Raw genomic sequence first — 23,113 nt, 5'->3', positions numbered from 1 at the left:
ATACCACGGAGTACAGGGTTGGAAGGGGGACCGATGAGCGTGACGCGTCCGACCGAAATCCTGCGGCGACTGGAGCCCGCAGCCGCGCCCGACGGGGAACTACTGGCGCGGTTCGCGGCGCACCGGGACCAGAATGCGTTCACCGAACTGGCGCGGCGTCACGGCGGGATGGTGTTGTGCGTGTGCGAGCGCGTCAAGCGGTCGCGAGCGGATTCCGAGGATGCGTTCCAGGCGGTGTTTTTGGTTCTGGCGAAGAAGGCCGGCACCGTCCGTGATCCCCCTGATGGGTCAAGACGTTATAGCCCTGGTCAGATGTGCGCCGCAGTGTCCTGGACCGGTTGGTAGCCATCGATGGCAAGACGGCCCGCCGGTCCCACGATGCGGGGCACGGGTTGGGGCCGCGGCACATCGTTAGCGCGTGGGCCACCGAGCACGGGGTCGCGTTGGGTCCGGTGGCGACCGAGGAGAAATCCAACGAGATCACCGCCATTGCCGTGCTGCTCCGGCAACTGGGCCGGAAGAAGGCGGTGGTGACGATCGACGCCATGGGGTGCCAGAAGGACATCGCCCGGAACATCGTGGCCGGGGGCGGGGACTTCGTGCTCGCGGTCCAGGATAACCAGCCGAAGCTGGCCGCCGCGATCGCCGCCGTCGTTGAGAAGCACTTGGAGGGGGAGCGGAAGGCGCTCCGGCACCGGAACCATCAGACCGACACCCACGGCCACGGGCGACGGGACGAGCGGTTCTATTGGGGGGCTCAAGTACCCCCGGACTTTGCCGCAAAAGGCGAGTGGCCGTGGATCAAGGCCATTGGCACCGCGGTGCGAATCACCACGCACCCGGACGGGACCCAGACGGACGAGGTGCGGTAGGACATGCTGAGCCGGTTCCTGAGCGGCCCGCGATTCGGCGAGGCGGAGCGGAAGCACTGGGGCATTGAGGCCATGCACTGGGTTCTGGATGTCACATCCGGTGAGGACCGGACCCGCACCCGGGAGCGGATCTTGGCCAACAACTTGAGCTGGCTCCGGCGGTTCGCCATCACCTTGTTGAAGCGTCATCCCGAGAAGGATCGCATCCGAGGAAAGATGACCCGATGCTTGATGGATACGACGTTCCTGGACCAAGTCCTTATTTTACAAGGCAATTAATACGCGCTGGCCCTGCCCGATGCCCTCGCCCAACCGGGTGAGTCCCAGGCCGGCCGGGCCGATCCCGATCCCGACTACGATGAACACCACGATCAGGGGTTGACGCAGGAACTGGCCGACGGCCCCGGCCGCGGCGGCGAGCGGCCGGATGGCCTCGAACAGGTAGAACGAGTTCTGAAGCAATTCCATGGGGACTCGCGTACCCGGGGAGCCGCTTCGTCACAGCGGCGCGGGGCTGCGCGAGCGGTCGGTGGGGACGGCATCTACTTCGCGCACTACGTTCGTGGCAAGCCCTGATTCGGTCCAGCGCGGGAATCAAAGCGGATGACCTTAGCGGAACGTGCAACTGTGCGATGCGGTGGCCCCGTCGCGCACGCGCCACCGTGTCCTCTTGAGCACCCTTACACGACCGTACCGGGGGCCGAGTGCGACTGTGGCGCGGACCGGTAAGAGCGACCGGCCCCTCGTTCGGGGGCGAAGGCTGTGTCCAGCTTGAAGTCTGAAGCCGGCTTGCCACCGGCGACGGATCCACGGGAGCGCGAGCAGCATGCCCGAAGCCGCGAGGGCCGCGGTGGTCGGCTCGGGAATGCCCGAGGTCGGAGACGGAGCGGGCGATAGGTCGGGCGTGGGCGTGGGGTCAGGGTATGGCTCGGCCTCAGGTTCGAGGTCGAGCGCCCCCACCTGCCCTCCGGGATGACCACCGAACCCGATTGGAGACTGGCCCCTGCGATGCCGGTCACCGAAGCCGTCAGAACCCACAACCCGCCGTACCCGGGACCAGCGCAACGCCGAGCCGCGAGTAACCGTCCGGGACCGGGACGCCGGTCTGCGGCACCGGGTGCCCCGGCGGAGTACAGCCCGGCACGCGGCTGGCACGACGGGTCGGCTGGGAGCCGCCCGCCAGGTACGCCGACCCGTCGGAGAGGTTCAGAAGGACCGGCACGCCCAGGCCGTTGAAGAACGAGGTTCCGCCGCCGGCGACGGCCTGAACGGCCCCTGCCCCCGTGAGCCCGTCGATCGCCACGAGCGGCAGCGCCGTCGGCGAGCCGAACCGGAACTTGGACGCACCGGCAGGCCGCGGGTTGCCGAGATCCCGCTCGTGAGCGGTGATCCAACCGGCCTGGCCGACCGACGGGAGCCCGGCCCACGCCACCGCGAGCACCCACGCGCTCCGTCCAAGCCCTCGCATGGTGACGTTCTCCTCGTAAATCGACCGTCCCTGGCGGGAACCACGCTAGCAGTTTGGCCACAACGAAAAATCTGACTTGCAAGTATACGGGTCAAAAAGTTCATAACAAATTTATAGCATTACTGCGCAGCGATTGCTCCATCTCATCGGCATCGGTTATCGCAGAAGGCCCGCCTTCCGGGTGTCTTATCGCCCCGCCCAAGGGCCCGCCTGTGCCAGGCGGGCTCGCCGGAAGAGTTCTCAAACGTCTGAACTTTCGCCCGGAGCGTGTGCGGGAGATGTCAAGCAGTTCGCTGGCCTGCAGTTGGTTGCCGCTCACATGATTCCAGTAGTTTCAAGTTGGCGGCTTGGTTTTGTTGGCCGATCGTGCAGTAGTAATGGACTTATTTTCGCCATCTGTAGGTGCCAGCCCATCGGCCAACAGTATCAGGCATACCGCCGCCAGTGTCCACCCGAGGCCGCGGGCTGAGCGGGACCACAACCAGGCGTTACGCAGGATCAGCCCGACGGCCACCCACAGGAGTCGCACGACCCCATCGGTGGTCGAGGTCCGGGGCCGAACCTGCCCCAACTGGCGGTAGCTGCTCTCGATCCCGAATCGGGTCCGGTACAGGTCCCGAATCGCCACCGGGCTCCCGCTCACCCGCCACGCCGCGTACAGTAACTTCTTGCTCCGCCGGCCCCCGGTCCGCCGGTACCGGTAGCTCTTGTGAGCGATCACCACGTGCACCCGCACCGAGGTGCCCCGATCCGCGTGGGTGTACGCATATCGACCCGCGCCCCGCCGCCGCACGGCCCGCAACCCGACCCCCTTCACCCCGGGCCGGGGCTTGCGGCCCCGGACCACGGCCGGGATCACGAACGGCACACCCCGCGCCTGGAGCAACCGCATCACCGCGATCGAGAAGAACGCCTTGTCCAGCAGCGCGACCCGGACCGTAACCCGTGCCGCCGTCACCTGATCCAACAGCCGGGTGAGCACCGCGGTCATCGGCTCCTTCTCGCCCACGGCCGTCAACCCGAGCGTGTACCGGTCCGGTCCCCCGACGAGGCACGCGGTGGCGTACGTGTGGAACGTGTGGGTGCCGCCGGCCCCCTTGGACCGGGTGGTGTCCCGGTTCGGCGTCCCGAAGTACCCGATCCGGTGGTAGTCGATCGCGACCCGAGCCGCCCGCTTCCGCTTGCCGAGCGGGGCGTGGAGGGCCGGCCGCAACCGCCGCTCGAGGGTGCGGCGCCGCTTGGGCAGCGTGAGGTACAAGCAATCCCAGATGGCCTGCCCGGACGGGGCGTCGGCGATCGCGGCACAGGCCGCGGCCACCGAGCGGGCGAACGCCGCGGCGAACAGCACCACCCGCCACACCACCTCGGGTGTACAGGTGCGGCGACGCTTGGGCAGTTGGACCGCACGGCCGAGCCAGTCGGTCAGGACCGGACGGAGGTGCCGGGTGGCGTGGGCCGGGGTGGCTCGGATAGACTGACGTTTGGGTCGCATGGGGGCTCCGACAGTGGAGGCGTGGTAACCACCATTGACCGGTAAACCCATGCGGCCCGCTACTCATAAATCGCCCAACTTGAAACTACTGGATTCAGAACGTCGCCGATGACGACCCGCTCGACCTCCAGCAGCACCCGGCGGTAGATGTCGGGCGCTCCGGTTCGCAGCAACAACTTCACCAGCCGCCAGACGCAGACCTAGTCGACGCGCCCGCCGAGACATGCCCAGCCCTGCAGGCCGAGATATCATAACGAATTTGATATTAATTAATCTTTCATACAGCTTTCCGTTATCGGGCGGCCAAGTCCAAGCACCGGTAGGCGAGGTCGCGGATTTTCGTTCCCCTCTCGGACGTGTCACTCGGCCGGGCGGATCCAAACCAGTTCAGTCCCGGTGCGGACGAACAGCGCGCGGTCCACGGCCGCGACGCCGTACACCACGTCGCCCACGGCCGAGTACCGGGTCGCTTCGAGTTCCGCCTTCGGCACCGGCGGACCACCCGCCCCGCGTACCGGGTCCGAATCGGAACCTCGTCGGCCGATCCGATCTGCAGCCGTGGCTCGGCACCCCGACCGTTCGGCAGGCTGTGGTCGCACGCGTGCGGCGCGATCGAAACCCCGTCGGCGAACCCGCCCGCGCTCAGCACCACCCACCGCTGGTCCTCGGCCACGCACGACCCGCACGCGCCGTGGAATAGGTCACGATGCCGGCGATCCAGCGCCGCAATCGGAAGCGCGTCGATGGAGAGGGCACTGCAGGTTCCTGTACGGCCCGGTGGCGGTAAAACAATTTTTTATTCAATAGTTTTCCCGAACCATCTTCTTCGTGACCGTACGGATTCCCGCCAGTGTTGGTTCTGCCGGGCGCTGGGGTGCCGCGCCGAGTTCGGCGGGAGGCGCACCCGCCAGGGGCGGAGTGAGGCGGGGTCAGCGGGCGCGGAACACGGTCACAACACCGGCCTCGGTGCCGACGGCGAGTCGTGAGTCGTCGGCGGACCACGCGAGCCGAGTGACGACCGCGCCGAGCCCCGCGGCCGCGAGCGGGCGCCGCCCGCCGTCAGGCCGCCAAAGGAGCACCTGGCCGTCGTCAGCGCCGGAGGCCAGTAGCGGTCCCGCACGCTGGAACGCCAGCGCCGACACCTTGCCCACCGCGTCGTGCGCGTCCAGGACGAGCGGGCGCGTGTTCGCCGGCCCGGACCCGGAGCAGTCCCACACGGTGACCCGGTGCCCGCCGCCGGTCGCCAGGAACCGCGACGTGTGGTCCCACGCCAGTTGGGTCACTTTCTTCGGGTAGCCGAACATTTTCAAGTCCGTGCCGGCCGCCATGACCCAGAAGTGGACGGTCGAGTCCTGGTCGCCGGTGGCGAGGAACTTCCCGTCCGGCGACCACGCCAGCCGCAGCACCGAGCCCTTCCACTCCAACCGCCCCGCCGGTTCTGCGGCGTCCGGCGACCAGAGGGCGACGCCGCCGTACGCGGCGGCCGTCAGTTCGTGCCCGCCGGGCCGCCATACGAGGTCGGTGACGGTGCTGGCGTGGCCCGGGTAGTCCCGCAACAGGCGCCCGTCGCGCCCCCACAACCGCACCTTCTTGCCGGCCGCGGACGCGAGGTACGTTCCGCACGGGCTGACGGCCACCGATTCCACCCACCGCGCCCCGGCGTCGAGGGCGAACCGCTCGGCCCCGGTCGCGGCGTCCCAGACGCGGACCCGGCCGTCCTGGCCGGCCGAGACGACCGTGCCCTCGTCCGCCCACGTCACCGCGGTCGCGCCGCCCCGGTGACCGGGCAGTTGGTGCCGCGCGGAACCGGTGACGGCGTCCAGAACCACGACCGGCCCGGCGGCCCCGGCCACGGCAACGAACCGGTCGTCGGGCGACCACGCGAGCGAAATCACGTGGTCCTCGATCCCGCCCCGCCAGACTTCGGTGAGTTTCACCCCGCCGAACCAGCCGCTCACGCCAAGCATGACTTGAACCCATCCGTCAGCGCGGTTCGGTCCAGGTTGCGGCCGATGAAGATGAGCTTGTTCGAGCGCGGCGCGGCTCCCCACGGTCGGTCCGGACGGGCGTCGAGCAGCATGTGAACGCCCTGAAACACGAACCGGTTCTTGTCGCCCTTGATGCTCAGCACGCCCTTCATGCGGAAGATGTCCGTCCCTCGCGTCTGGAGCAGCTCGCTCATCCAGGCGTTGAGCCGGTCCATGTCCAGGTCGCCGGGCACCGTGATCCCGACCGACGACACCTCGTCGTCGTGCTCGTGGTCCGGCTTGTACTCGTGGGTCGCGGTCGGGGCGAGCGCGCCGGCCGGTCCGACCAGTTCCGCCCCGAACTCGTCCGGCCCGTGTTCGGTGAACAGCGCGTAGCACCCGGCTTCGGCGATCGGCACGGGGAACCGCTTCGGACCGCCCTCCGGCAGTTGGAGCTGCGAGAGCCGCTTGCCGACGGGCAGAGGGTCTCCCGGCGCGACCCCGTGCTCCTCGTCGCTGAACAGCAGCACCGCGTCCGTCTCGACCGCTTTCCGCCCCGCCTCGTCGGCCGACGGGCACGGCAGCAGCGCCACGTTCATCGCCGGGTCCGGGCCGTCGCCGCAAACGAACGCGTACTCCCCGGCCACGAGTTCGTAGACGCCGCCCCACTCGAACGGGTACTCCGGTTCGAGGAACTGCGGGTCCACCTCAAGCGCCCGGTCCAGGTTGAACCCGCCGACGTTCAGGATGCGGTCCATCTCCACGACCGAGTTCCGCGTCCGGTACAGTTTCGCCGCGCCGTTCATGCCCTTGATGCGCGCCTCGAGCGCGTCCAGTTCGCGCGCCGAGACGAGGTCGGTCTTGTTCAGCAGGAGCACGTCGGCGAACGCGATCTGGGTCCGCACCTCGTCCGAGTCCCAGTGGTCGTGGACGTGCTTGGCGTCGATCAGCGTGACGATCCCGTCGAGCCGGGTCTTGCGCCCCACCTCGTCGTCCACAAAGAACGTCTGGGCGACCGGCCCGGGGTCGGCCATGCCGGTGGTCTCGACCACGATGTAGTCGAACTTGTCCTTCCGCTTCATCAGGTTGCCGAGGATGCGGATCAGGTCCCCGCGGACGGTGCAACAGATGCACCCGTTGTTCATCTCGAAGACTTCCTCTTCCGCGCGGATCACCAGGTCCTGGTCGATCCCGACCTCACCGAACTCGTTCTCGATGACCGCGATCCGCTTGCCGTGGTTCGCGGTCAGGATGTGGTTCAGGAGCGTCGTCTTGCCGGAGCCGAGGAACCCGGTGAGGACGGTGACCGGGACGCGGTCGTTGGTCGCGGGCATGGCTTAACCCCCGTCGGAAAACGATGTTTTACTTGAATATACTTCGTTATCATACCCCGCTCAGCCGTGGGTGCCACGGGCGGCCAGGGACAAAACGTCCGTGCGGGTGATGTCGGCCGCGGCCTTGGGCAACGTGTGGTGCCGCGCCCGGCCCGGCTCGCCCGTCACGGCGACGACCGTTTCCACGTCCGGGCCGCCGCCCTCGGCGCACCGCCGCTCGGTGACCACGACGACGGCGTCGGGCCGACCGAGCGCGTCGCGCATCCACCCCCGGATGCGGCCGAGGACGACCGGGTCGGACTTCCGACCGCTGCTGTATCCGTTGACCATCGCGGGGCCTTCCGCTCAGGGTGTGAGGGCGAAGTCCGGTAGCGCGCAACGCCCGTCGGGGCCGCGGCGGACGGCCGCCTTCAGCGGGGTGGTGGCCGGGCGGGTGTACTTCTCGCTCACCAGGTTACGGCCGTCGTCGCCGTTCTCGCCGGACCCGCTCCGCCACTCGACGGTCACGGCGTATTCTCCTTCGGGCAGTCCGTCGCCGCCGTCGGCGGAGGTGACGGCGAAGCGGCCGTCGGGGCCGGCTCGGGCGCGGGGCGGCAGACGTCCACCGGTGCCGCCGACGGCATGGAACACCAGCACCGCGCCCGCGGCCGGTTTGCCCCCGCTGACGGCGCGGCCGTGCGTCCGGACCGGCCCCGGCGCGTCATCGGCCTTCGGGCCGCCACAACCCATCACCCCGGCCATTACCAGCGCCGCGAAGGTCGCACGCATCAGTTGTCTCCCGCCGGGACCTCGCCGCCGGCGCGGGTGATCATCGCGGCCAGCGTCGGGTAGGTGAGCGACGCCTTGAGGAACCGGACCGACCCGTCGCCGAACAGGCAGTTCGCCCCGCCGGTGTGCGTGCTGTACACCTCCCACTGGTTGGTGCAGTTGACCGCGCACGCGCCCCCGTTCGACGCGTTCCCGTCGGCGGTCGCGCCGTCGATCCGCATGTTCTTGTTCCAGTCGGCCCAGATCCCGCCGTTCACGCACCCCGGCCCGCCGGCGCCGCACGGGTTGTTCTCGGCCACCGTGTCCGTCACCTGCGTCCGCCGCTTCCACAACTGCTGCCGGTTGGCGCACTCGGACACCATCGCGGTGTTCGACAGCCCGTCGGTCATGTCCGACCACCGGTTCCCGCCGCCGTCAAACACCGCGCGCACGTCAGCCGGCGGCTGTGCGAGGTACGCCCCGTTGACCCCGCTGAACGGCCCGTAGTCCCACCGCCCGCCCTCGATGCGGGTCATGGTGCCACCGACCGTGGGCACCAGCACCTCGGTGAACGCCGGCTCACGGGCGGTCGCGGACGGGCACTGGTAAATCTTCACCGGGGTCTTGATCGCGTCGCGGTTCGGCGGGTCGAACCACGCCACGTCGAGGCGGATCTGCTTGAACAGGTTGTCCTGCTCGATGAACGGCAGGATGACGACGGTCCACGGGTGCCGCGGGCCGGGGTTCCGCACGGTGCCGAGGTTCACCGGGAACTCGCCGCGGGCGCTCTCGAAGTTGTGCAACCCGAGGCCCAGTTGTTTCAGGTTGTTGGAGCACTGCATCCGCGCCGCCGCCTCGCGCACCTTCTGCACTGCGGGCAGCAACAGTCCGATCAGGATTGCGATGATCGCGATCACTACCAAGAGTTCGATCAGCGTGAACGCGGGCCTTCGGCAGCGGGTCATTTCGGCTCCGGAGCGTGCGGTCGGTGTGAAGGTCGTTGGCGGTCGCGGTGGCCAGCGCCTAGTCCGGGTCGGGCCACTCGGGGAGGGGGTCGCGGATCTTCGACCACACCGCCGGGCCGCCGGCCATCTCGGCATCGGTCATCAGGGCAGCGTCGAGCGCAGCGCGGACCGCCGGCTCGTCCATCTTCTGGCCGATGAACACGAGCTCCTGCCGGCGGTCGCCGTGGGGCCGTCGAACTCGGCCTCGAAGACGACCGCGGCGTCGGCGATCGTCATCCCGTCCTGCGGCGACGGGTCGAACGTGCGGGCGTCCCCGTCCGGGCCGACCAGCGTGACCACCTCGGCCCCGTCCCCGACGACGTTCCTCACCAGATCGCCGAGGATGCTGTACGTCGCCGCCACCCGCACCCGGCCGGAGCCGGTGAAACCGCTGCCGCCGTCACCGCCGCCGGGCTTGTTACTGCACCCCTCGCGGCGACCGTCGCGAGGCCGAGCAGCACCACGGCCAGTAGTCGATTCGTCGCGCGCATGATTCGGCTCCGGGCGGAGGTTGGGGTCAGTCGTCGTGGTCTTCCCCGCCGCGGGCGACGAGCGCCGCCGGGGTGCCGCCGACGGTGAACGTGGCCACCACGTCGAGCGTCTTGAGCGACAGGACCGAGAGCGTGCCGTCACCGGGGTTGGTGAAGAACCCGTACTTGCGGTTCGCGTCGAACGCGAGGTCGTGGTGCCCGAAGTGCCCCTCGACCGCGCTCCTCCCGACCGCCAGCACCTTCACCGACTTCATGTCGGAGAAATCGCCGTCCCCGTTCGGGTCGAGCGCGATGACCTCCAGCGCGTCGGCCGCGTCGCTGTCCTTCACCCGGTCGTGGAACACCAGCGCGTAGGTCTTCCCGTCCACCGACGTGACCACCTCCGGCGTAACCGCGTGTGTGCCCTTTTTGACCGCGAGCGGGAGGAACACCGGCTTCGGCTCGGCGCTCTTGGCGTCCAGCACGGCCAAGTTGGGCGCCTCCTTGCCGGTGACGAACAGGACGTGGTGCCCGTGGGTGACGAACGCCCCGGTGCGGCGCGGCTTGTCGCCCTCCGTGCCGAGGTCGATGTGCCGCACCTGGACCTGATCGGCCTTGAGCTTCAGCCCGGGGTCCGCGTCCACCCAGCACACGCCCGCGGACGGCGCGAAGAACACCTTCCCGGCGCACGCGGCGGCCCCGTGGATGCCGCCGGTCGGTAGCGCGAACGAGTACGCCGGCTCGGGCCTCGCGCCGATGCCCACCGGGGACACGTCGACGCGCCCCTTGTTCGGCCCGCCGCCGTCGATCCAGCACGCGTACCCGACCTTGTTGTCGACGACCGCCAGGGTGATGTGCCCGCCCCCGCCGGTCACGAACAGCGGCTTCCCCTGGCCCAGCGACCGCGCGTCGTTCGTGGCGTACCCCTCGGGGTCGATGCGGGTGTACCCGTTGAGCTTGTCGTTGGCGAGGTAGAACCACCCGTCGTAGCGGTACAGGTGGGCCGGGTTCCCCTGCTTGGCGTCGAGCCGGCTGTCGATCACCGCGGGCGCCGCCTTGTACGTCCAGTGCCCGTGGTCCCCGTGGTCGGCGTACCCGACGCCGGACTGCATGAGCACCCACCCGCTCTCGAACGCGCCGTCGGCGTCGTCCCGGACGCCGACACACACGAGGCTGCCGGACTCGCGCATCTGGACCAGCTTCTGCTTCGCCGGGTCGAGCTTCTTGAACCCGGCCACATCGGCGAGCGGGTCGAGCAGCAGTTCCTGGTCCGCCCCCACCCGCACGTCGGCCCACTTCACCGAACACGTCTTCATGTCCTGAACGAACAGCCGGACGATCGGTGCCGGCGGCTTCGCCTTCGCGGGCGCCTTGTCGTCGCCCCCCGCGACGGCCCCGCCGAGTGCGGCCGTCAGCACGAACCACAGCGCGCAGCGCATTTTCGTTCCCCTCTCGGAAGTGTCACTTGGCCGGGCGGATGCAAACGAGTTCGGTCCCGGTGCGGACGAACAGCGCGCGGTCCACGGCCGCGACGCCGTACACCACGTCGCCCACGGCCGAGTACCGGGTCGCTTCGAGTTCCGCCTTCGGCACCGGCGGGCCGCCCCCCGGCCCCTTGCCCTCCGGCGGCTTCGGCAGCGCGTCCGCCGCGGCCCTCTTCGCGGCGTCCAGGCGCGCCGCGTAGTCCTCCTTCGACCACAGCCGGTTGACCGCCAGTTTCTCGAACTCGCCGCCGGCCCTGAGCACCGTGGTGACGCCCGACTTGCCGAAGAAGTACACCCGGTCCCCGGCCCCGACCGGGGTGGCCCACGTTTCGTCGTCGAGCCGCTCCGCGTACCGCTCCGCCCCGGTCTTCAGGTCGAGGCAGTGGACGAGCCCGAGTTTGGTGACGAAGTACACGTGGCCCTGGTGAACGACCGGGCTGGCGTGGTGGCTGACCGCCTTCGTGCCGTTCCAAACCGGCTCGAACGCGGGCCTCCCGTCCCGCGCGCCGAACCGCACCAGACAGTTCGACTTGGCGGACGCCTTGAGGTCCGGCTTCATGCGGTTCTCGCCGGCGCCGACCGCGATCAGATCGCCGGCGGCCGTCGGCGACGGGATGGTGTTCCCGGTGAGGCCGTCGAGCGCGGCCAGTTCCTTGCCGGTCGCCGCGTCGTAGGCGGTGAGCGTGCCGCCCCCGCTGGCGAGAACCGCGGCCTTGTTGTTGAACGTCGTGACGACCGGCGAGGTCCACGACGTGCGGCCGGGCCGCTCCGTTTTCCACAGTTCCTTGCCGTCGGCCTTGCACACCGCGAGCAGGTACGACGGGCCGGCGTGATCGACCTGCACGAACACCGCGCGCCCGGCCTCGGCGAGCGAACTGCCCAGCCCGTGGTTGTTCTTGATCTCGCCGTGCTCCTTCGCGAGCGACCGGTGCCACAGGGTGCCGCCGTCGTGCGTGAGCGCGAGCAGGTCGCCGCTCTCGAACAGGCAGTAGACGCCCTCGGCGTCCGCCACCGGGGTCGGGCCGGCGCGGCTCATCATCGGGTTGTTCTTCCCCTTCTGGGAGGCCGCGAACTCCTTCTTCCAGGCCACCGCGCCGGTCCGCGCGTCCACCGCGACGACCAGCAACTTCTCCTTCTCCGGCCCCTCAACGGCGGTCACGAACACGCGGCCCTTCCACACCACCGGCGACGACTGCCCGTACCCCGGCAGCGCGGCGCGCCACGCCACGTTCTCGTTCGGCCCCCAGGTCAGGGGCAGGTCGCGGGCGGTCGTGCAACTGGACCCGTCGTTGCGGAAGCCCCGCCACGTGTCGGCGGGCGGGGTCGGGTCCGCACCGGCGCAACCCGCGAGCAGTAACAGCGGAAACATGGGACGTTCTCCGACCGAGGTGAGTTAGAAGTCGTTGCCGCCGGCCACTTCGCCGCCGGCGCGCGTCGCGAGCGCCCGCCAGGTGGTGAGCGCGATCGCGTCGCGCACGAACCGTACGCTGCCGTCGCCGAGGCACACGTTGACGCCGCCACGGAAATTGCTGCGCGCGGACAGGAACCCCATGCCGTGCGCGGTCGAGTCGGGCTCCGGGCTGTTCGGGCCGAGGCCGGCGGTGAACCCGTTGACCGAGGCGTTGGCCCAGATCCACGACCCGCCCCGGTTGCCGCGCCAGGACGTGGCCGACAGGTACTCGGCGCTCCCGATGGGCGGGCTGGCCCCGTAGCCGGGGTTCGCCCCGCTCGGCCCGGTGAACAAGCCCTTGCCCGACAGGCTGGCCGTCTGCCGCCGCTTCTCGTCCGGCGTCAGGTCGGCGAACGGCTTGGTCAGGTTCTGGTTCAGCCCGAGCAGGCACTGGGACATGAACATGGTGTTCGAGGTGCCGTCCGCGATGTCGCCGAATTTCAGGCCGGGGCCGTAGAAGAACATGCCGTCGGACGGGAACCGGGTGTCGTACCCGTTCGGTGCCGCGGCGCCCGCTCCGGCCAGCCCGGAGCCGAGGTTGACGACGTAGCTGGTGCCGGCGTGCGTTCCGCCGCCCGAGTTGATCGTGAACAGCGGCTGCTGGGCGTCGCCGGGGCAGAGGAAGGTTCTCACCACCGTTCCGGCGGTGCCGGCGACCGACGGGTTCAGTTGGAACGACGGGGTCGGAAACACACCCACGAACAGCGGCTGGGTCATGTCGATCTGCTTGCCCAAGTTCTCCTGCTCGATGTACGGCAGCAGTTGGGCGTGGACCGAGTAGCCGAACGAGGTGGCGTTGCTCTCCCCGGCCGACTTCATCCCCGGCAGAACGCTGTTGGCGCCCTCGTAACTGTGAAGGGCCAGGCCGAGCTGTTTGAGATTGTTCTGGCTGCTCATCCGGGCGGCGGCTTCGCGCACCTTCTGCACCGCCGGGAGCAGGAGCCCGATCAGGATCGCAATGATCGCGATCACCACCAGCAACTCGATCAGCGTAAACGCGGCGCGGGTACGGTTCGGACGCTCCATTGGGGTTCTCTTTCTGAAACCGCTGGCGAGAGTAGGTAAAACGAGAACATACTATTACTTAGTTTTACCAAGTGCGCCAAGTTAATTCCGTGGCATAATTTGGTCGGCCGTGACCGGTTCGCCTTGTCGAGTGCCACCGCGTCCGACTCGGAGACGCCCGGAGCGGTGCGGAAGAGGTGATGTAGGCGCCTGAGCAAACGGGAGTGGCCGTCGAGCCGAGAGTGACACCCGAGCGAGCCGCCGGACCCATTTCACGACCACGACGGGCGGCCGAGATCGGCGCCAACCTCCTGACCGCCCGGGGTATCCCGATGCACCACACGCACCGAACGCGCCCGTGGCACGATCACGACTTCGACCCCGGCAACCCATCCGGCGAACGCGGCACGCGCCGGGTCGTGTTGCTCGCCGCGGCGATGATGGTCGCCGAACTCGTGGCCGGCTCGCTGACCAACTCGATGGCCCTGTTGGCCGACGGTTTGCACATGGGCACGCACGTCGCCGCGCTGGGCATCGCCGCGTTCGCGTACCGGTACGCCCGGCGGCACGCCGCCGACCCGCGGTTCGCGTTCGGAACCTGGAAAGTGGGCGTGCTGGCCGGGTTCGCGAGCGCGATTATCTTGGGGCTGGTCGCGCTGTTCATGGTTTACGAGTCGGTCGTCCGGCTCCTGAACCCGGTGCCGATCCGGTACGGCGACGCGATCCTCGTCGCGGCCGTGGGGTTGGCCGTGAACCTGCTGAGCGCGTGGCTGCTTCACGGACACGACGGGCACGTCCATTCGCACGGTCACGATCACGGCCGCGGCCACGACTTGAATCTGCGGGCCGCGTACCTGCACGTTCTGGCCGACGCCCTCACTTCGGTGTTTGCGATCGTGGCCCTGCTCGGCGGCCGGTTCTTCGGTTGGGACGTTCTCGATCCCGTGATGGGTATCGTCGGGGCCGTTGTGATCACCACTTGGGCCTGGGGCTTGCTCGGCCGAACCGGGCGGGTGCTGCTCGATCGCGAAATGGACGCGGCGGTCGTGGCAGAGATTCGCGAGGTTCTCGACGACGGGGATGCGGTCGTCGTGGATCTGCACGTTTGGCGGGTCGGGCCGGACAAGTTCGCCTGCATCGTGGCCCTGGTGGCGGCCGACCCGCTCCCGCCTGACGAGTACCGGCGCCGGCTCCAGGTGCATGAGGAGATCGTTCACGTCACCGTTGAAGTCCACCCGTGCACGGGGGAACATCCGCACACCGAAGAACAGGCGATCGCCCACTGACGACGCGTGACGTTCGACGAGGACCGTTGTCGGGTCCGCAAGGGGAACGCGACGCAGGTCCTGGCGGCGTTGCGGAATGTCGCGATCCACTTACTCCACGGCGTGGAGGCCGCAAGCACCCGAGCCGCGACTCACCGATTCCAAGTTCGCCCGGACGAGGCCCTTGACCTCCTCAAGGGTACACAACTTGAACAATGAAATAGCCCTGGACCCCGATGAACCGCTTGCGGCCGTTCACCTTTTTCCCCCCGTCGTACCCCTCGGGGCCGCCGCGGTGGGTCGTCTTGACCGTCTGCGCGTCCACCCGCAAAGTTTCCGGGGTCGGAGGGGCACCGGCCTCGATGCGGACCTCCTCTCGCCGGGTGGCGTGAACCTTCTCCCAGGTGCCGCACAGCCGCCAGTCGCGGAACAACCCGTAGGTGGCGGGACGAGGTCCTCGTGGCAACCAGCCCGACCGTTTCGGCCGAGTTCGTGATCCGCGGGTACTGTCGCCGGTGGAGCATTGAGGTCGTCTTTTTCGAGAGCAAACAGCTCCTCGGTTTACACGACCCGTGCGTGCGGGTGGCCAAGAGCGTCGAGCGGGAGCACCCGATGGCGTGGTTTGTCCAAGCGCTGACGATCCTGTGGTACGCGGGCCCCGGTCGCGAGGGCTCCCAGGTCCACCGGGACCGGCCATGGTACATGGGCCAGAACACGCCCACATTCGCGGACATGCTCGGCGCGTTGCGGCTCCAGCACTGGGAGATGCACTTTGCCAAGGAAGCGGCCGACGGTCGAGACCTCACGGAATTTCACAACGCCCTGAAAAACTGGCTCGCCGCCGTTTGGTAATGTCCGAAACACCAGTCTGAGTAGCCCTGTTCAGAGCCAAGAGCGGATTGATTTTACCAAAGGCAGGGTGCGGCGAGTGAGAGCGAGGGTTTCTCGAGTTGGGGACCGCCCGCCGGCAACCTGTTATTTGGCCGTAGCCCTTCGCAAACTGCACCATTACCGGTCAGCCGCGTGGTGAGCTTGTGCCCCGGGGCACGGCACAACGGAACCATTGTGGCGCCGCGGGCGAGCGCGAACCCCAACAACGGCACGGGTTCAAGCCCCATCCCCGCGGGTTCGCACGGGTTCAATCGACACGGCAGAACACAGCCTTCAGGTATCGGCCCTCGGGCACGTTCAGCAGGAACGGGTGGTCTGGGGCGGCGCCGGTGATCTTGAACACCTGCACGTTCCGCCCCGCCTGCCACGCCGCCCGGCGAATGGATTCGAGGAAATCGGCCTCACTCACCAGCCCCGTACACGAGCACGACAGGAGCACCCCGCCGGGCTTCACCACGAGCATCGCCAGCCGGTTCATGTCGCAATACTTTTTGAGTGCCGATTCGACATCCTCACGGTCCCGGGTCAGTTTGGCCGGGTCGAGGATGACCGTGTCGAACCGCTCCCCGTTCGGGATCACATCACGTAGCCACGCGAACAGGTCCGCCTGAACGTACCGCACTTGCGCGCCGTTGAGTTTGGCGTTCTGTTTGGCCATGTCCAGCGCCTGCTCGTCGAGGTCGAGCCCGACCACCTCCGCCGCGCCGCCGAGCGCCTTCGCGTACACGCCGAACCCGCCCGTATTACAACAGATGTCCAGCACACGCTTCCCGGCGCATAGCCCGGCGAGGGTCTTGCGGTTGTCCCGCTGGTCCACGAAAAAGCCGGTCTTGTGTTTGCTCCCGGGGGCCACGCGGAACTTCAACCCGTGCTCGTTAATCACGTCCGGCGCGGGTGGCTCCGGCGGGCGGCAGTCGAACGACTCCTGCTTCCCGACGTGCTCTTCGGCGAAGTAATAGAACTTGGCGTCCGGGTAGTGCACCCGCAGCGCGTCCATGATCGCGGCCCGCTGCTTGTACATGCCCGCCGCGAAGAACTCCAGCACCAACGTGTTGCCGAACCGGTCCACCACGAGTCCGCTCAGCCCGTCGGCCTCGGAGTGAACGAGCCGGTACGCGTTTGTGACGTCATCGAGCTTGAGCGTGTCGCGCCGGAACGCCACCGCGTCACCGAGTTTGCGGGCGAAGTAGGCCGCGTCGATTACCTCGTCCGACTGGGTGGTCAGCACGCGCAGGGTGATGCGAGAATGCCCGTTGTAGAACCCCCGCGCGACCCACTGACCGGTGCTGTTGACGATGTCCACAACGCTACCCGGCGGGATGCGCGCAACGGGGCGCTCGACCATCTTCTGGAAGATCCAGGGGTGCGACGACCGGCGCTCGATCTTGAGCTTGACTACTGGCAGCGGGGCGGCATCGGGTGCAGGGTTCATACCCACATAATACCAGAAGCGGCGAAAACGCCGAGAACCCGCCGAAAGCAAGCGATTTGCGACCTTGCACGGTCGGACGCAAGGCACCAACGGGCGCGTGGCCGCGTCGGCGGCGGCTCGGGCGCCGCGTGTGCCAGTGCGTTACCTTAGTTCATTCCGCCCGCTCTTCGCGCCGAACCGCCGCCAGCAAAACAGCACCAGATCCAGGGCCAGATCGAGCGACCGGTCTAACACACGCGCGAGCACCCGAAGGGCGAGCCAAGACGCCGGCTGTGCCAACAGGATTATCGTGTACGGCGCGCCCCCGAACCACCGCAGCCCGAGCGACTCGTTCGACCCGAACACCAGCCCGACCACGCCGAAAGCCACCACGGCCGCAAGGAGCGGGCTCGGCCTCCACGGCTCCGGCGCCACCCGCGGCCCCTTGGTTTCCGCGGTCGCCCGCGCGTCCCGGCCCCGGTTGGTGCGGGCGCCGGTGCTGTGCAAGTGGCCCTTAACGCGACCACGCGCGGGAACGGATTCCGGTCTCCCCGTCCGGGAAATGGTGTGCATCGACAGGCAACCCGTGGGGTTGGTCAACGAGACCTGGGTTCCGATCTCGGGCACCGAGGAACATACGTTGCGGGCCGATCGCGAGCACGCAAACGAGGATGCGGCGACCATCTGCACGCTGCCGAACCGCTCTCGACTTCCGCCGCGTCTCGGCACCCAGCAGAGGGCGGTGTGTTCGTATGTCCTCGCGCGCTGGGCACGCGTTCGACGCGGCGGGTGTTGACCGCCCCAGGTGCTGATTAAAATGTCGCCGCGCGTGAGGCGAGTTACCTGAGGCGACCACACCTCGCGAACCACACGCCTTATCGCTGAGTAGCTCCCCCCCCCGCCCGACCTCATTCTTCCGGTTCGCTAGCGACCCGCAGCTTCGCCAGCAGCCGTCGGAAGTCCTCCGGCGGCGGCACCTCCCAGCTCACGGCTGCCCCCGTATCGGGGTGCGCGAAGCCGAGGCGGGTGGCGTGCAGCATCGGCCGCTGCGCCCCGCTCCCGTCGGGCAGCGGTTGGCCGTCGATCGGCCGATCGTAGACGCCTTCCCCGCACAGCGGCGCGCCGGCCTCACCCAGGTGAATACGGACCTGGTGCGTGCGGCCCGTTTCGAGCCGGCATTCGACCAGAGCGAACGGACCGAGTGGTTCCAGCACCGCCACGTGCGTGACGGCTCGCTTTCCGTCCGCAGCAAGATCGGTGGTGGTGCCGCGCCGGCCGTCGCCGCGATCGGATACGAACACCGACGCGATGCGCCCCGGCTTCGGCACCCCGCGCGTGAGCGCCAGGTAGCGCCGTTCCGTGCTGTGCTTGCGGAACTGGGCCGTGAGGTTTTCGCCCGCCGCCCGGGTACGGGCGAAGACCACGAGGCCGGACGTGTCGCGGTCCAACCGGTGGACCGCGGTCACCGCTCGGTCCGGCGTCCCGAGCAACGTCGGGAGCAGGCCCGCGAGCGTCTTCGTGAGGAACCGCTGCCCGTGCGCCCCGAACTCCTCGGCCTCTTCCTTGTGGCGCATCGTGGTGAGGCCCGCGGGCTTGTTCACCACCACAACCGCGTCGTCCACGTACACAATCGCGTCAGGCGACAGCCCCAACTCCAGAGCCGGCTTCGGACGCGGCGCAGGTGGCCGCGGGCGTTCGGTTGCTTTCTTCCCCGGCTCGGCTTTCTTCGCCGCGCCGGTTTTCTTCGACGGGAGCGCCTGCTTGATCTCGACCGTCCCGGCCGCGAGTTCGACCCGCTTGCCGAGTTTCAGCCGCCGGGCCACATCGGTCTCCACCTGCCCGCTCACCTTGACGTGCCGCTTCTCCACGAGCCGCTTCGCCTGCGCCCACGACAACCCGAACCGCGACTTCAATACCGCGGCCAGTGTTTGCCCGGCGTCCCGGCGGTCCACGACGAACTGAATTGGCGGCACGACCCCTGCCCTCACAGATCTGGCGGCGCAATTCGCGCCTGCACACATCAAATGTAGCAGTCCGGGTGCGGGCGCACGCAAAGAACCGGAAACACCGGTTAGCGCCGTCCGGAATCCCGCCGCGCTCGGACCGGACCCAACTTGACACCCCGCGCGGTCCGCCCTTAAGGTTGGACGAATGGACGCGTCCCCTCCGCATCCCGAGCGTGAACCGTGCAGTTGATCGCACCCGACATCCTCGCCGAGGCCCGCGGCATGACCGGTGCCATGGCCGGCACCATTACGGTGCTTGGCGTCGCGCTGTGGCTGTTCGGGTGGCGGTGGCACCGGTTCTGGGTCGTCGCGGGCATCACCCTGGCGTCCGGGCTCATCGGCCTGAACGCCGGCCGGACGTCCGGCGGGACACAGGTGATGGCGGTGGGCATCCTGTTGGCGGTGTCGGCGGGGCTACTCGCCCTGGAACTGGCGAAGGTGCTGGCGTTCGTGGCCGGCGGCTGCGGGGCATGGCTCGCGGCTCAGTGGGTGTTCCCTCAGGCGCAAGAATTGTGGGCCGTGTTCCTGTGCGGCGGACTGTTCGGAATCCTGCTCTACCGCCTCTGGACGATGCTGCTCACCAGCCTGTTGGGCGTCCTCTTCGCAGGCCACGCCGGAATACTGCTGGCCGAGCAAGTTTGGACCCTCGATACGGGTGATTGGGTCGCCCGTAACGTCGCGCCGCTCAACGGCCTGGTGGTCGGCTTCGTCGTACTCGGCGTCTTGCTGCAAGCCGTGTCGGCACGCGACCTGGAAGCGGCCGAAGCCAAATCGGAAGGGGCCACCGAAGCGGAAGAAGAAAAAAGCGAGGAGCCACCGCCCCCCCCGCCAAAGCCCAAATCAAAGCCGAAGCATTTGCCGTGGTGGAAACGTCTACTCGCACCCCGCAAGGCGGCATAATTGCGGTTCGTCCTGCCACCGCCGTCAGCGCGGTGCAATCGCTCAACCCGATCCGCACACCCGGAACAATCGGTCGCGCCGGAGCGCCAACTGACATCGTCCCGCCCCAAATACACCCGTACACTACCCTCAACACATCAGTCGTTGAGGGAGGGTGCGCAGTGTCTACTGAAGCCGCCATGCCGCGCGACCCGCGGGTCGTCGCACTCACCGCCGCGCTCGCGGACCCGTTCGAGCCGCGCGACGTGAAGTTCAAACCGCAGATGGTCAAGAACAACCGGTGTCTGGCGATGGCGTATGTCGACGCCCGCCTCATTCAGGACCGGCTGGACGATGTGCTCGGTGTGGAGCACTGGGAGGACGTGTACGAGATACTCCCGGACGGCTCGGTGATGTGTAAGCTCCGCTGCAAGATCGGGGACAACTGGATCACCAAAACCGATGTCGGATCGCCGAGCGAGCAACCCGATCTCGGCGACCGCCTCAAGGCGGCGTTCAGCGACGCGCTCAAGCGCGCCGCTGTGAAATTCGGCATCGGCCGATACCTCTACCGGTTGTCCGCGGCCTGGGTCGATTATGACTCGGTGAAGAAGCAAATTGTTCAACCGCCGCCGCTCCCGGCCTGGGCACTCCCGAATGCAAAATCACAGTCTGCAAACGTGGCGCCCGTTGGGGTTGTCGCGCCCGCACCGAAGAAGGATGTGCCCAAGCCCGAAGCGCCCCCAAAGCCGTCGGTCCCATCAGTCGCCGCGGTGCAACCGAACACCGCGGTGCCCAAAGTCGAACCCACCAACCCAGACGTACACAAAACTGAAGGGGCAAAAGCGGACGCTGGGAAGCCGGTCAATCTGCCGACGAACGGCCAGGAGTTGCACCGCCGGTTGCGCGAGTACGATGCGAAACTTGCGTCTCAAAAGCTGTGCCCGGTCGGCGCGTTACTCGCGCACGTCACTCAGGCCGGAGTGAAAGCAGGCTACACCGCCAACATGGTCGAGTGGACCGGTCCCGCGATCCAATTTGCGGTGGACGTGGTGCGGGAATTTGACCAAAACGCACGGCAGGGCAAGCCCGAACCCCGCACCGCGGCGTGAGTTAGCGAGATCGGACTCTTTTTCGCGATTGTCTGCGCAAGCACGGTCTGACGCCGCGTTCGTTGGGGAGAAACCGTGGGTTATCTAGACCCGCGGTCGGTCCCGGTGTCAGACCGAGCTGCCCCATGTTCGCGATCCGCTCCAAACTGTACGCGCTTGCCGCGGCGGTCCTCGTGACCGCGACCGTGGCAACTTGCGCCGACGCCGGGTGGGTCACCATCAAGAACGACACGAACAAGGCGCTCGTCGTTCAAGAAGTGACGTTCATAAACGGGAAGCCGGTGCGCGGGAAACCAACAAAGTTGCTCGGCGGCGAGTCGTTCCGGGAGTTTCAGAACACCGCCGGAGAAAAGAGCTACGAGGTCTACGAGGTGACCAGCCCGCAGAGGCCCGTTTGGAGCGGGAAACTGAACTGCAAAGCCGACACCCAGTCGTTTTCGGTCGTGGTGGCGCAGGGAAAGGTCAACGTGGTGCCGGCCCCAGATCCGAAGAAGCCGTAGCTGAGGATAAACACACCGACGGGCCGGAACCCACGTGGCTCCGGCCAGTCGGCGTTTTGACGCTCGCGCGGCGCGGGGGGCTACTCTCGTTCTGTGGCACGAGTCCCACGGGCATTACACCTGGGAATGCCCGTAGGACTCAACTCGAACTGCTCGGCGTTACAAACCACCCGCGGCGTTACGCCGCAGTTGACGCTAGCTCCGCCCCGGCGCCGCGCGGTTGTGACGATCGTACCCCGCGTCGCCCGTTCGCGGCAACCAGTTTTCGTTTCGCGCAACCCGCGTGCCGGGCTACATTGGGCGCTTTCTCCCCTGCCCTCCCCGAGTCCGCCAGTAATGAGCGCCACGCTGCCTGCCGCGCCGACGACCGTTCGCTACCGAATGCTCTTCCTGTTGTGCCTGCTCGCGATGATTACCTACCTCGACCGCGCCATGTACGGCAGCGCCAAGGGCGACCTCATGGCCGCCGTCGGGCAGCCCGAGAAGCGGTTTTACCTCGTCCTCGTGGCGTTTCAGATCGCCTACGCCCTCTTTGAAATCCCGGCGGGGTGGATGGGCGACCGGTTCGGCCCGCGCATCACCCTCCTGCGGGTCGTTGCGTGGTTTTCGCTGTTCGTCGGGCTGACCGCGTTCGCGGGTTACGCCCTCCCCGGCACCGAAATCGTGGTGATCGGGTTCGGGGTGCTGGTCGCGATGCAGTTCCTGTTCGGCATCGGCGAGGCCGGCGCGTTCCCCAACATCTCGAAGGCGATTTACAACTGGTTCCCGGAAGACAAGCGGGGGAGCGCGAAGGGACTTGTGTGGATGTCGGCCCGCCTCATGGGCGGGCTCACGCCCTTCGTGTGGGTGCTGCTGGTGGTGATCGGCGGGCTGACGTGGCGGCAAGCGCTGGGCGTGTTCGCGGCAGTCGCGGCTCTGTGGTGCGTGGCGTTCTACGCGACCTTCCGCAACCGCCCGGCCGAACACCCGGACGTGAATGCGGCCGAGGACGAACTCATCAACGCCGGAAAGGGCGCAACGCAAGTGAACGAAGCGGTGCCATGGGGCCGCATCTTCACCAACCGGAACGTGCTGGCCCTCTGCGCGATGTACACGGTGACCAATTTCAACTGGTACTTCCTGATGTACTACCTGCCGAAAACGCTCAAGGATCAGTTCCCATCGGGAAACGCGACCGACGGCGGGAAATTGCTCCTCGCGCTACTCGGCGGCGCGCCGTTGCTCGTGGGAATGGCGGGCTGTTTGCTCGGCGGGCTGCTGACCGACCGCTATATCCGCCGAACGGGCGATCGGAAGTGGGGGCGGCGCATCTACGGGATGCTGGGCTACGGGCTAGCGGGGTGCTGTTACGCCGCCGCAGCGGCGTTCACCGGCGGCAACTTGTGGGTGTTCGCCGGGTGCCTGATCCTGGTGGGGTTCACCAACGACCTCATCATGGGGCCGTCGTGGGCGACGGCGCAGGACATCGGGCGCCGGTACTCCGCGATCGTGTCCGGGGCGATGAACATGGTCGGGAACCTCGGCGCCGCCCTCGGCAACCTCATCACCGGCCTGATCCTCGAGACCTACACCGTGAAGCAGATGGTGGACGGTAAGGAAGTCGATGTCGTCAGCGGAACGGGCTACGTGACGTGCTTCACGATGTACGCGGTGGTGTACGGGTTGGGGGTGCTAACTTGGCTCGTGATCGACCCGACGAAACCGGTGGTAGAGGAAATCGTCGCACCGGAGCCCGAGTCGGAAGAGACACGGTAGC

Annotated in this window: 26 protein-coding genes and 1 pseudogene; 9 read left to right on the top strand and 18 right to left on the bottom strand. The window is 67.9% G+C overall.

Annotated elements, in window-relative coordinates; all coding sequences use genetic code 11:
* Window positions 1-33: 33 nt before the first annotated feature.
* From GobsT_RS16115 to GobsT_RS16105, 3 genes are read left to right on the top strand one after another with little or no spacing between them, the layout of a single operon-like run.
* Window positions 34-345, top strand: a complete 312-nt coding sequence (locus tag GobsT_RS16115; protein WP_010036558.1) for an RNA polymerase sigma factor — start codon at window positions 34-36, stop codon at window positions 343-345.
* Window positions 315-872: an ISAs1 family transposase gene (locus GobsT_RS16110; RefSeq protein ID WP_081471506.1), complete on the top strand. Its 558-nt coding sequence runs from the start codon at window positions 315-317 to the stop codon at window positions 870-872. The genes GobsT_RS16115 and GobsT_RS16110 overlap by 31 nt, the downstream gene beginning before the upstream one ends.
* A 3-nt stretch (window positions 873-875) precedes the next feature.
* Window positions 876-1,151, top strand: a complete 276-nt coding sequence (locus GobsT_RS16105) for a transposase (RefSeq protein WP_010036554.1) — start codon at window positions 876-878, stop codon at window positions 1,149-1,151.
* Here GobsT_RS16105 and GobsT_RS16100 read toward each other — a convergent pair.
* From GobsT_RS16100 to GobsT_RS16030, 14 genes and pseudogenes are all read right to left on the bottom strand, one after another.
* A complete protein-coding gene (locus tag GobsT_RS16100; RefSeq protein ID WP_010036553.1) occupies window positions 1,137-1,340 on the bottom strand; it encodes a hypothetical protein in 204 nt (67 codons plus the stop codon). The genes GobsT_RS16105 and GobsT_RS16100 overlap by 15 nt on opposite strands.
* A gap of 559 nt (window positions 1,341-1,899) precedes the next feature.
* Window positions 1,900-2,340, bottom strand: a complete 441-nt coding sequence (locus GobsT_RS16095) for a hypothetical protein (RefSeq protein WP_148087761.1) — start codon at window positions 2,338-2,340, stop codon at window positions 1,900-1,902.
* A gap of 334 nt (window positions 2,341-2,674) precedes the next feature.
* Window positions 2,675-3,832 (bottom strand): transposase, encoded by a 1,158-nt coding sequence (locus GobsT_RS16090; protein WP_010033207.1) that lies wholly within the window; start codon window positions 3,830-3,832, stop codon window positions 2,675-2,677.
* 359 nt (window positions 3,833-4,191) lie between these two features.
* Window positions 4,192-4,323: a hypothetical protein gene (locus GobsT_RS40470; RefSeq protein ID WP_010036550.1), complete on the bottom strand. Its 132-nt coding sequence runs from the start codon at window positions 4,321-4,323 to the stop codon at window positions 4,192-4,194.
* 438 nt (window positions 4,324-4,761) lie between these two features.
* The gene (locus tag GobsT_RS16075; protein WP_010036548.1) at window positions 4,762-5,799 is read right to left on the bottom strand and encodes a WD40 repeat domain-containing protein; all 1,038 of its coding nucleotides are present in this window, start codon (window positions 5,797-5,799) and stop codon (window positions 4,762-4,764) included.
* Window positions 5,787-7,133 (bottom strand): CobW family GTP-binding protein, encoded by a 1,347-nt coding sequence (locus tag GobsT_RS16070; protein ID WP_010036547.1) that lies wholly within the window; start codon window positions 7,131-7,133, stop codon window positions 5,787-5,789. The genes GobsT_RS16075 and GobsT_RS16070 overlap by 13 nt, the downstream gene beginning before the upstream one ends.
* Window positions 7,134-7,193: 60 nt before the next feature.
* Window positions 7,194-7,463: a hypothetical protein gene (locus tag GobsT_RS16065; RefSeq protein ID WP_010036546.1), complete on the bottom strand. Its 270-nt coding sequence runs from the start codon at window positions 7,461-7,463 to the stop codon at window positions 7,194-7,196.
* A 15-nt stretch (window positions 7,464-7,478) separates the two neighbouring features.
* The gene (locus tag GobsT_RS16060) at window positions 7,479-7,901 is read right to left on the bottom strand and encodes a hypothetical protein (protein ID WP_010036545.1); all 423 of its coding nucleotides are present in this window, start codon (window positions 7,899-7,901) and stop codon (window positions 7,479-7,481) included.
* Window positions 7,901-8,845, bottom strand: a complete 945-nt coding sequence (locus GobsT_RS16055) for a DUF1559 domain-containing protein (RefSeq protein WP_010036544.1) — start codon at window positions 8,843-8,845, stop codon at window positions 7,901-7,903. Before GobsT_RS16055 ends, GobsT_RS16060 begins: the two co-directional genes overlap by 1 nt.
* A gap of 58 nt (window positions 8,846-8,903) precedes the next feature.
* Window positions 8,904-9,050, bottom strand: a pseudogene (locus GobsT_RS38790) (GTP-binding protein); the annotation flags it as partial.
* Window positions 8,987-9,247 (bottom strand): metal ABC transporter solute-binding protein, Zn/Mn family, encoded by a 261-nt coding sequence (locus tag GobsT_RS16045; RefSeq protein ID WP_197905119.1) that lies wholly within the window; start codon window positions 9,245-9,247, stop codon window positions 8,987-8,989. The pseudogene GobsT_RS38790 and the gene GobsT_RS16045, both read right to left, overlap by 64 nt.
* Before the next feature lie 154 nt (window positions 9,248-9,401).
* Entirely contained in the window at window positions 9,402-10,793 is a 1,392-nt protein-coding gene (locus GobsT_RS16040) for a YncE family protein (protein ID WP_010036539.1), read from the bottom strand.
* 22 nt (window positions 10,794-10,815) lie between these two features.
* Window positions 10,816-12,207: an outer membrane protein assembly factor BamB family protein gene (locus GobsT_RS16035; RefSeq protein ID WP_010036538.1), complete on the bottom strand. Its 1,392-nt coding sequence runs from the start codon at window positions 12,205-12,207 to the stop codon at window positions 10,816-10,818.
* Window positions 12,208-12,231: 24 nt separating this feature from the next.
* Entirely contained in the window at window positions 12,232-13,314 is a 1,083-nt protein-coding gene (locus tag GobsT_RS16030) for a DUF1559 domain-containing protein (protein WP_010036536.1), read from the bottom strand.
* Window positions 13,315-13,625: 311 nt separating this feature from the next.
* Here GobsT_RS16030 and dmeF point away from each other — a divergent pair, with 311 nt between their 5' ends.
* Complete coding sequence (gene dmeF, locus GobsT_RS16025; RefSeq protein ID WP_010036535.1) at window positions 13,626-14,579, top strand: CDF family Co(II)/Ni(II) efflux transporter DmeF; 954 nt, start codon at window positions 13,626-13,628, stop codon at window positions 14,577-14,579.
* Between the two features lie 172 nt (window positions 14,580-14,751).
* Here the strand turns inward: dmeF and GobsT_RS41060 are convergent, their stop codons facing one another.
* Window positions 14,752-15,024 (bottom strand): hypothetical protein, encoded by a 273-nt coding sequence (locus GobsT_RS41060; RefSeq protein ID WP_417936339.1) that lies wholly within the window; start codon window positions 15,022-15,024, stop codon window positions 14,752-14,754.
* On the opposite strand from GobsT_RS41060, the gene GobsT_RS16015 reads away from it, so the two are divergent.
* Window positions 15,018-15,410 carry a hypothetical protein gene (locus GobsT_RS16015; protein WP_010036531.1) on the top strand — a complete coding sequence of 131 codons (393 nt, stop codon included), beginning with the start codon at window positions 15,018-15,020 and terminating at the stop codon, window positions 15,408-15,410. The two genes, GobsT_RS41060 and GobsT_RS16015, sit on opposite strands and share 7 nt — an antisense overlap.
* Window positions 15,411-15,696: 286 nt before the next feature.
* On the opposite strand, the gene GobsT_RS16010 is transcribed toward GobsT_RS16015, so the two are convergent.
* The 3 genes from GobsT_RS16010 to GobsT_RS16000 form a co-directional block, all read right to left on the bottom strand.
* Window positions 15,697-16,881, bottom strand: coding sequence for a class I SAM-dependent rRNA methyltransferase (locus GobsT_RS16010; protein WP_010036530.1), 1,185 nt, complete (start codon window positions 16,879-16,881; stop codon window positions 15,697-15,699).
* A gap of 141 nt (window positions 16,882-17,022) precedes the next feature.
* The gene (locus tag GobsT_RS16005; RefSeq protein WP_010036529.1) at window positions 17,023-17,367 is read right to left on the bottom strand and encodes a hypothetical protein; all 345 of its coding nucleotides are present in this window, start codon (window positions 17,365-17,367) and stop codon (window positions 17,023-17,025) included.
* A gap of 401 nt (window positions 17,368-17,768) precedes the next feature.
* Window positions 17,769-18,833 carry an RluA family pseudouridine synthase gene (locus GobsT_RS16000; protein WP_010036528.1) on the bottom strand — a complete coding sequence of 355 codons (1,065 nt, stop codon included), beginning with the start codon at window positions 18,831-18,833 and terminating at the stop codon, window positions 17,769-17,771.
* Between the two features lie 213 nt (window positions 18,834-19,046).
* Here GobsT_RS16000 and GobsT_RS15995 point away from each other — a divergent pair, with 213 nt between their 5' ends.
* The 4 genes from GobsT_RS15995 (at window position 19,047) to GobsT_RS15980 (ending at window position 23,112) form a co-directional block, all read left to right on the top strand.
* The gene (locus tag GobsT_RS15995; RefSeq protein ID WP_010036526.1) at window positions 19,047-19,766 is read left to right on the top strand and encodes a hypothetical protein; all 720 of its coding nucleotides are present in this window, start codon (window positions 19,047-19,049) and stop codon (window positions 19,764-19,766) included.
* A 161-nt stretch (window positions 19,767-19,927) separates the two neighbouring features.
* Window positions 19,928-20,857, top strand: coding sequence for a Rad52/Rad22 family DNA repair protein (locus GobsT_RS15990; protein WP_232068359.1), 930 nt, complete (start codon window positions 19,928-19,930; stop codon window positions 20,855-20,857).
* 125 nt (window positions 20,858-20,982) lie between these two features.
* Entirely contained in the window at window positions 20,983-21,357 is a 375-nt protein-coding gene (locus GobsT_RS15985) for a hypothetical protein (protein WP_010036524.1), read from the top strand.
* Window positions 21,358-21,693: 336 nt separating this feature from the next.
* Window positions 21,694-23,112 (top strand): MFS transporter, encoded by a 1,419-nt coding sequence (locus GobsT_RS15980; RefSeq protein ID WP_010036523.1) that lies wholly within the window; start codon window positions 21,694-21,696, stop codon window positions 23,110-23,112.
* Window position 23,113: the final 1 nt, after the last annotated feature.

This window comes from Gemmata obscuriglobus (assembly GCF_008065095.1).
Classification (GTDB): Bacteria; Planctomycetota; Planctomycetia; order Gemmatales; family Gemmataceae; genus Gemmata; species Gemmata obscuriglobus.
The sequence above is the reverse complement of the archived record's forward strand: the minus strand, read 5'-3'. Positions and strand labels throughout refer to the sequence as shown.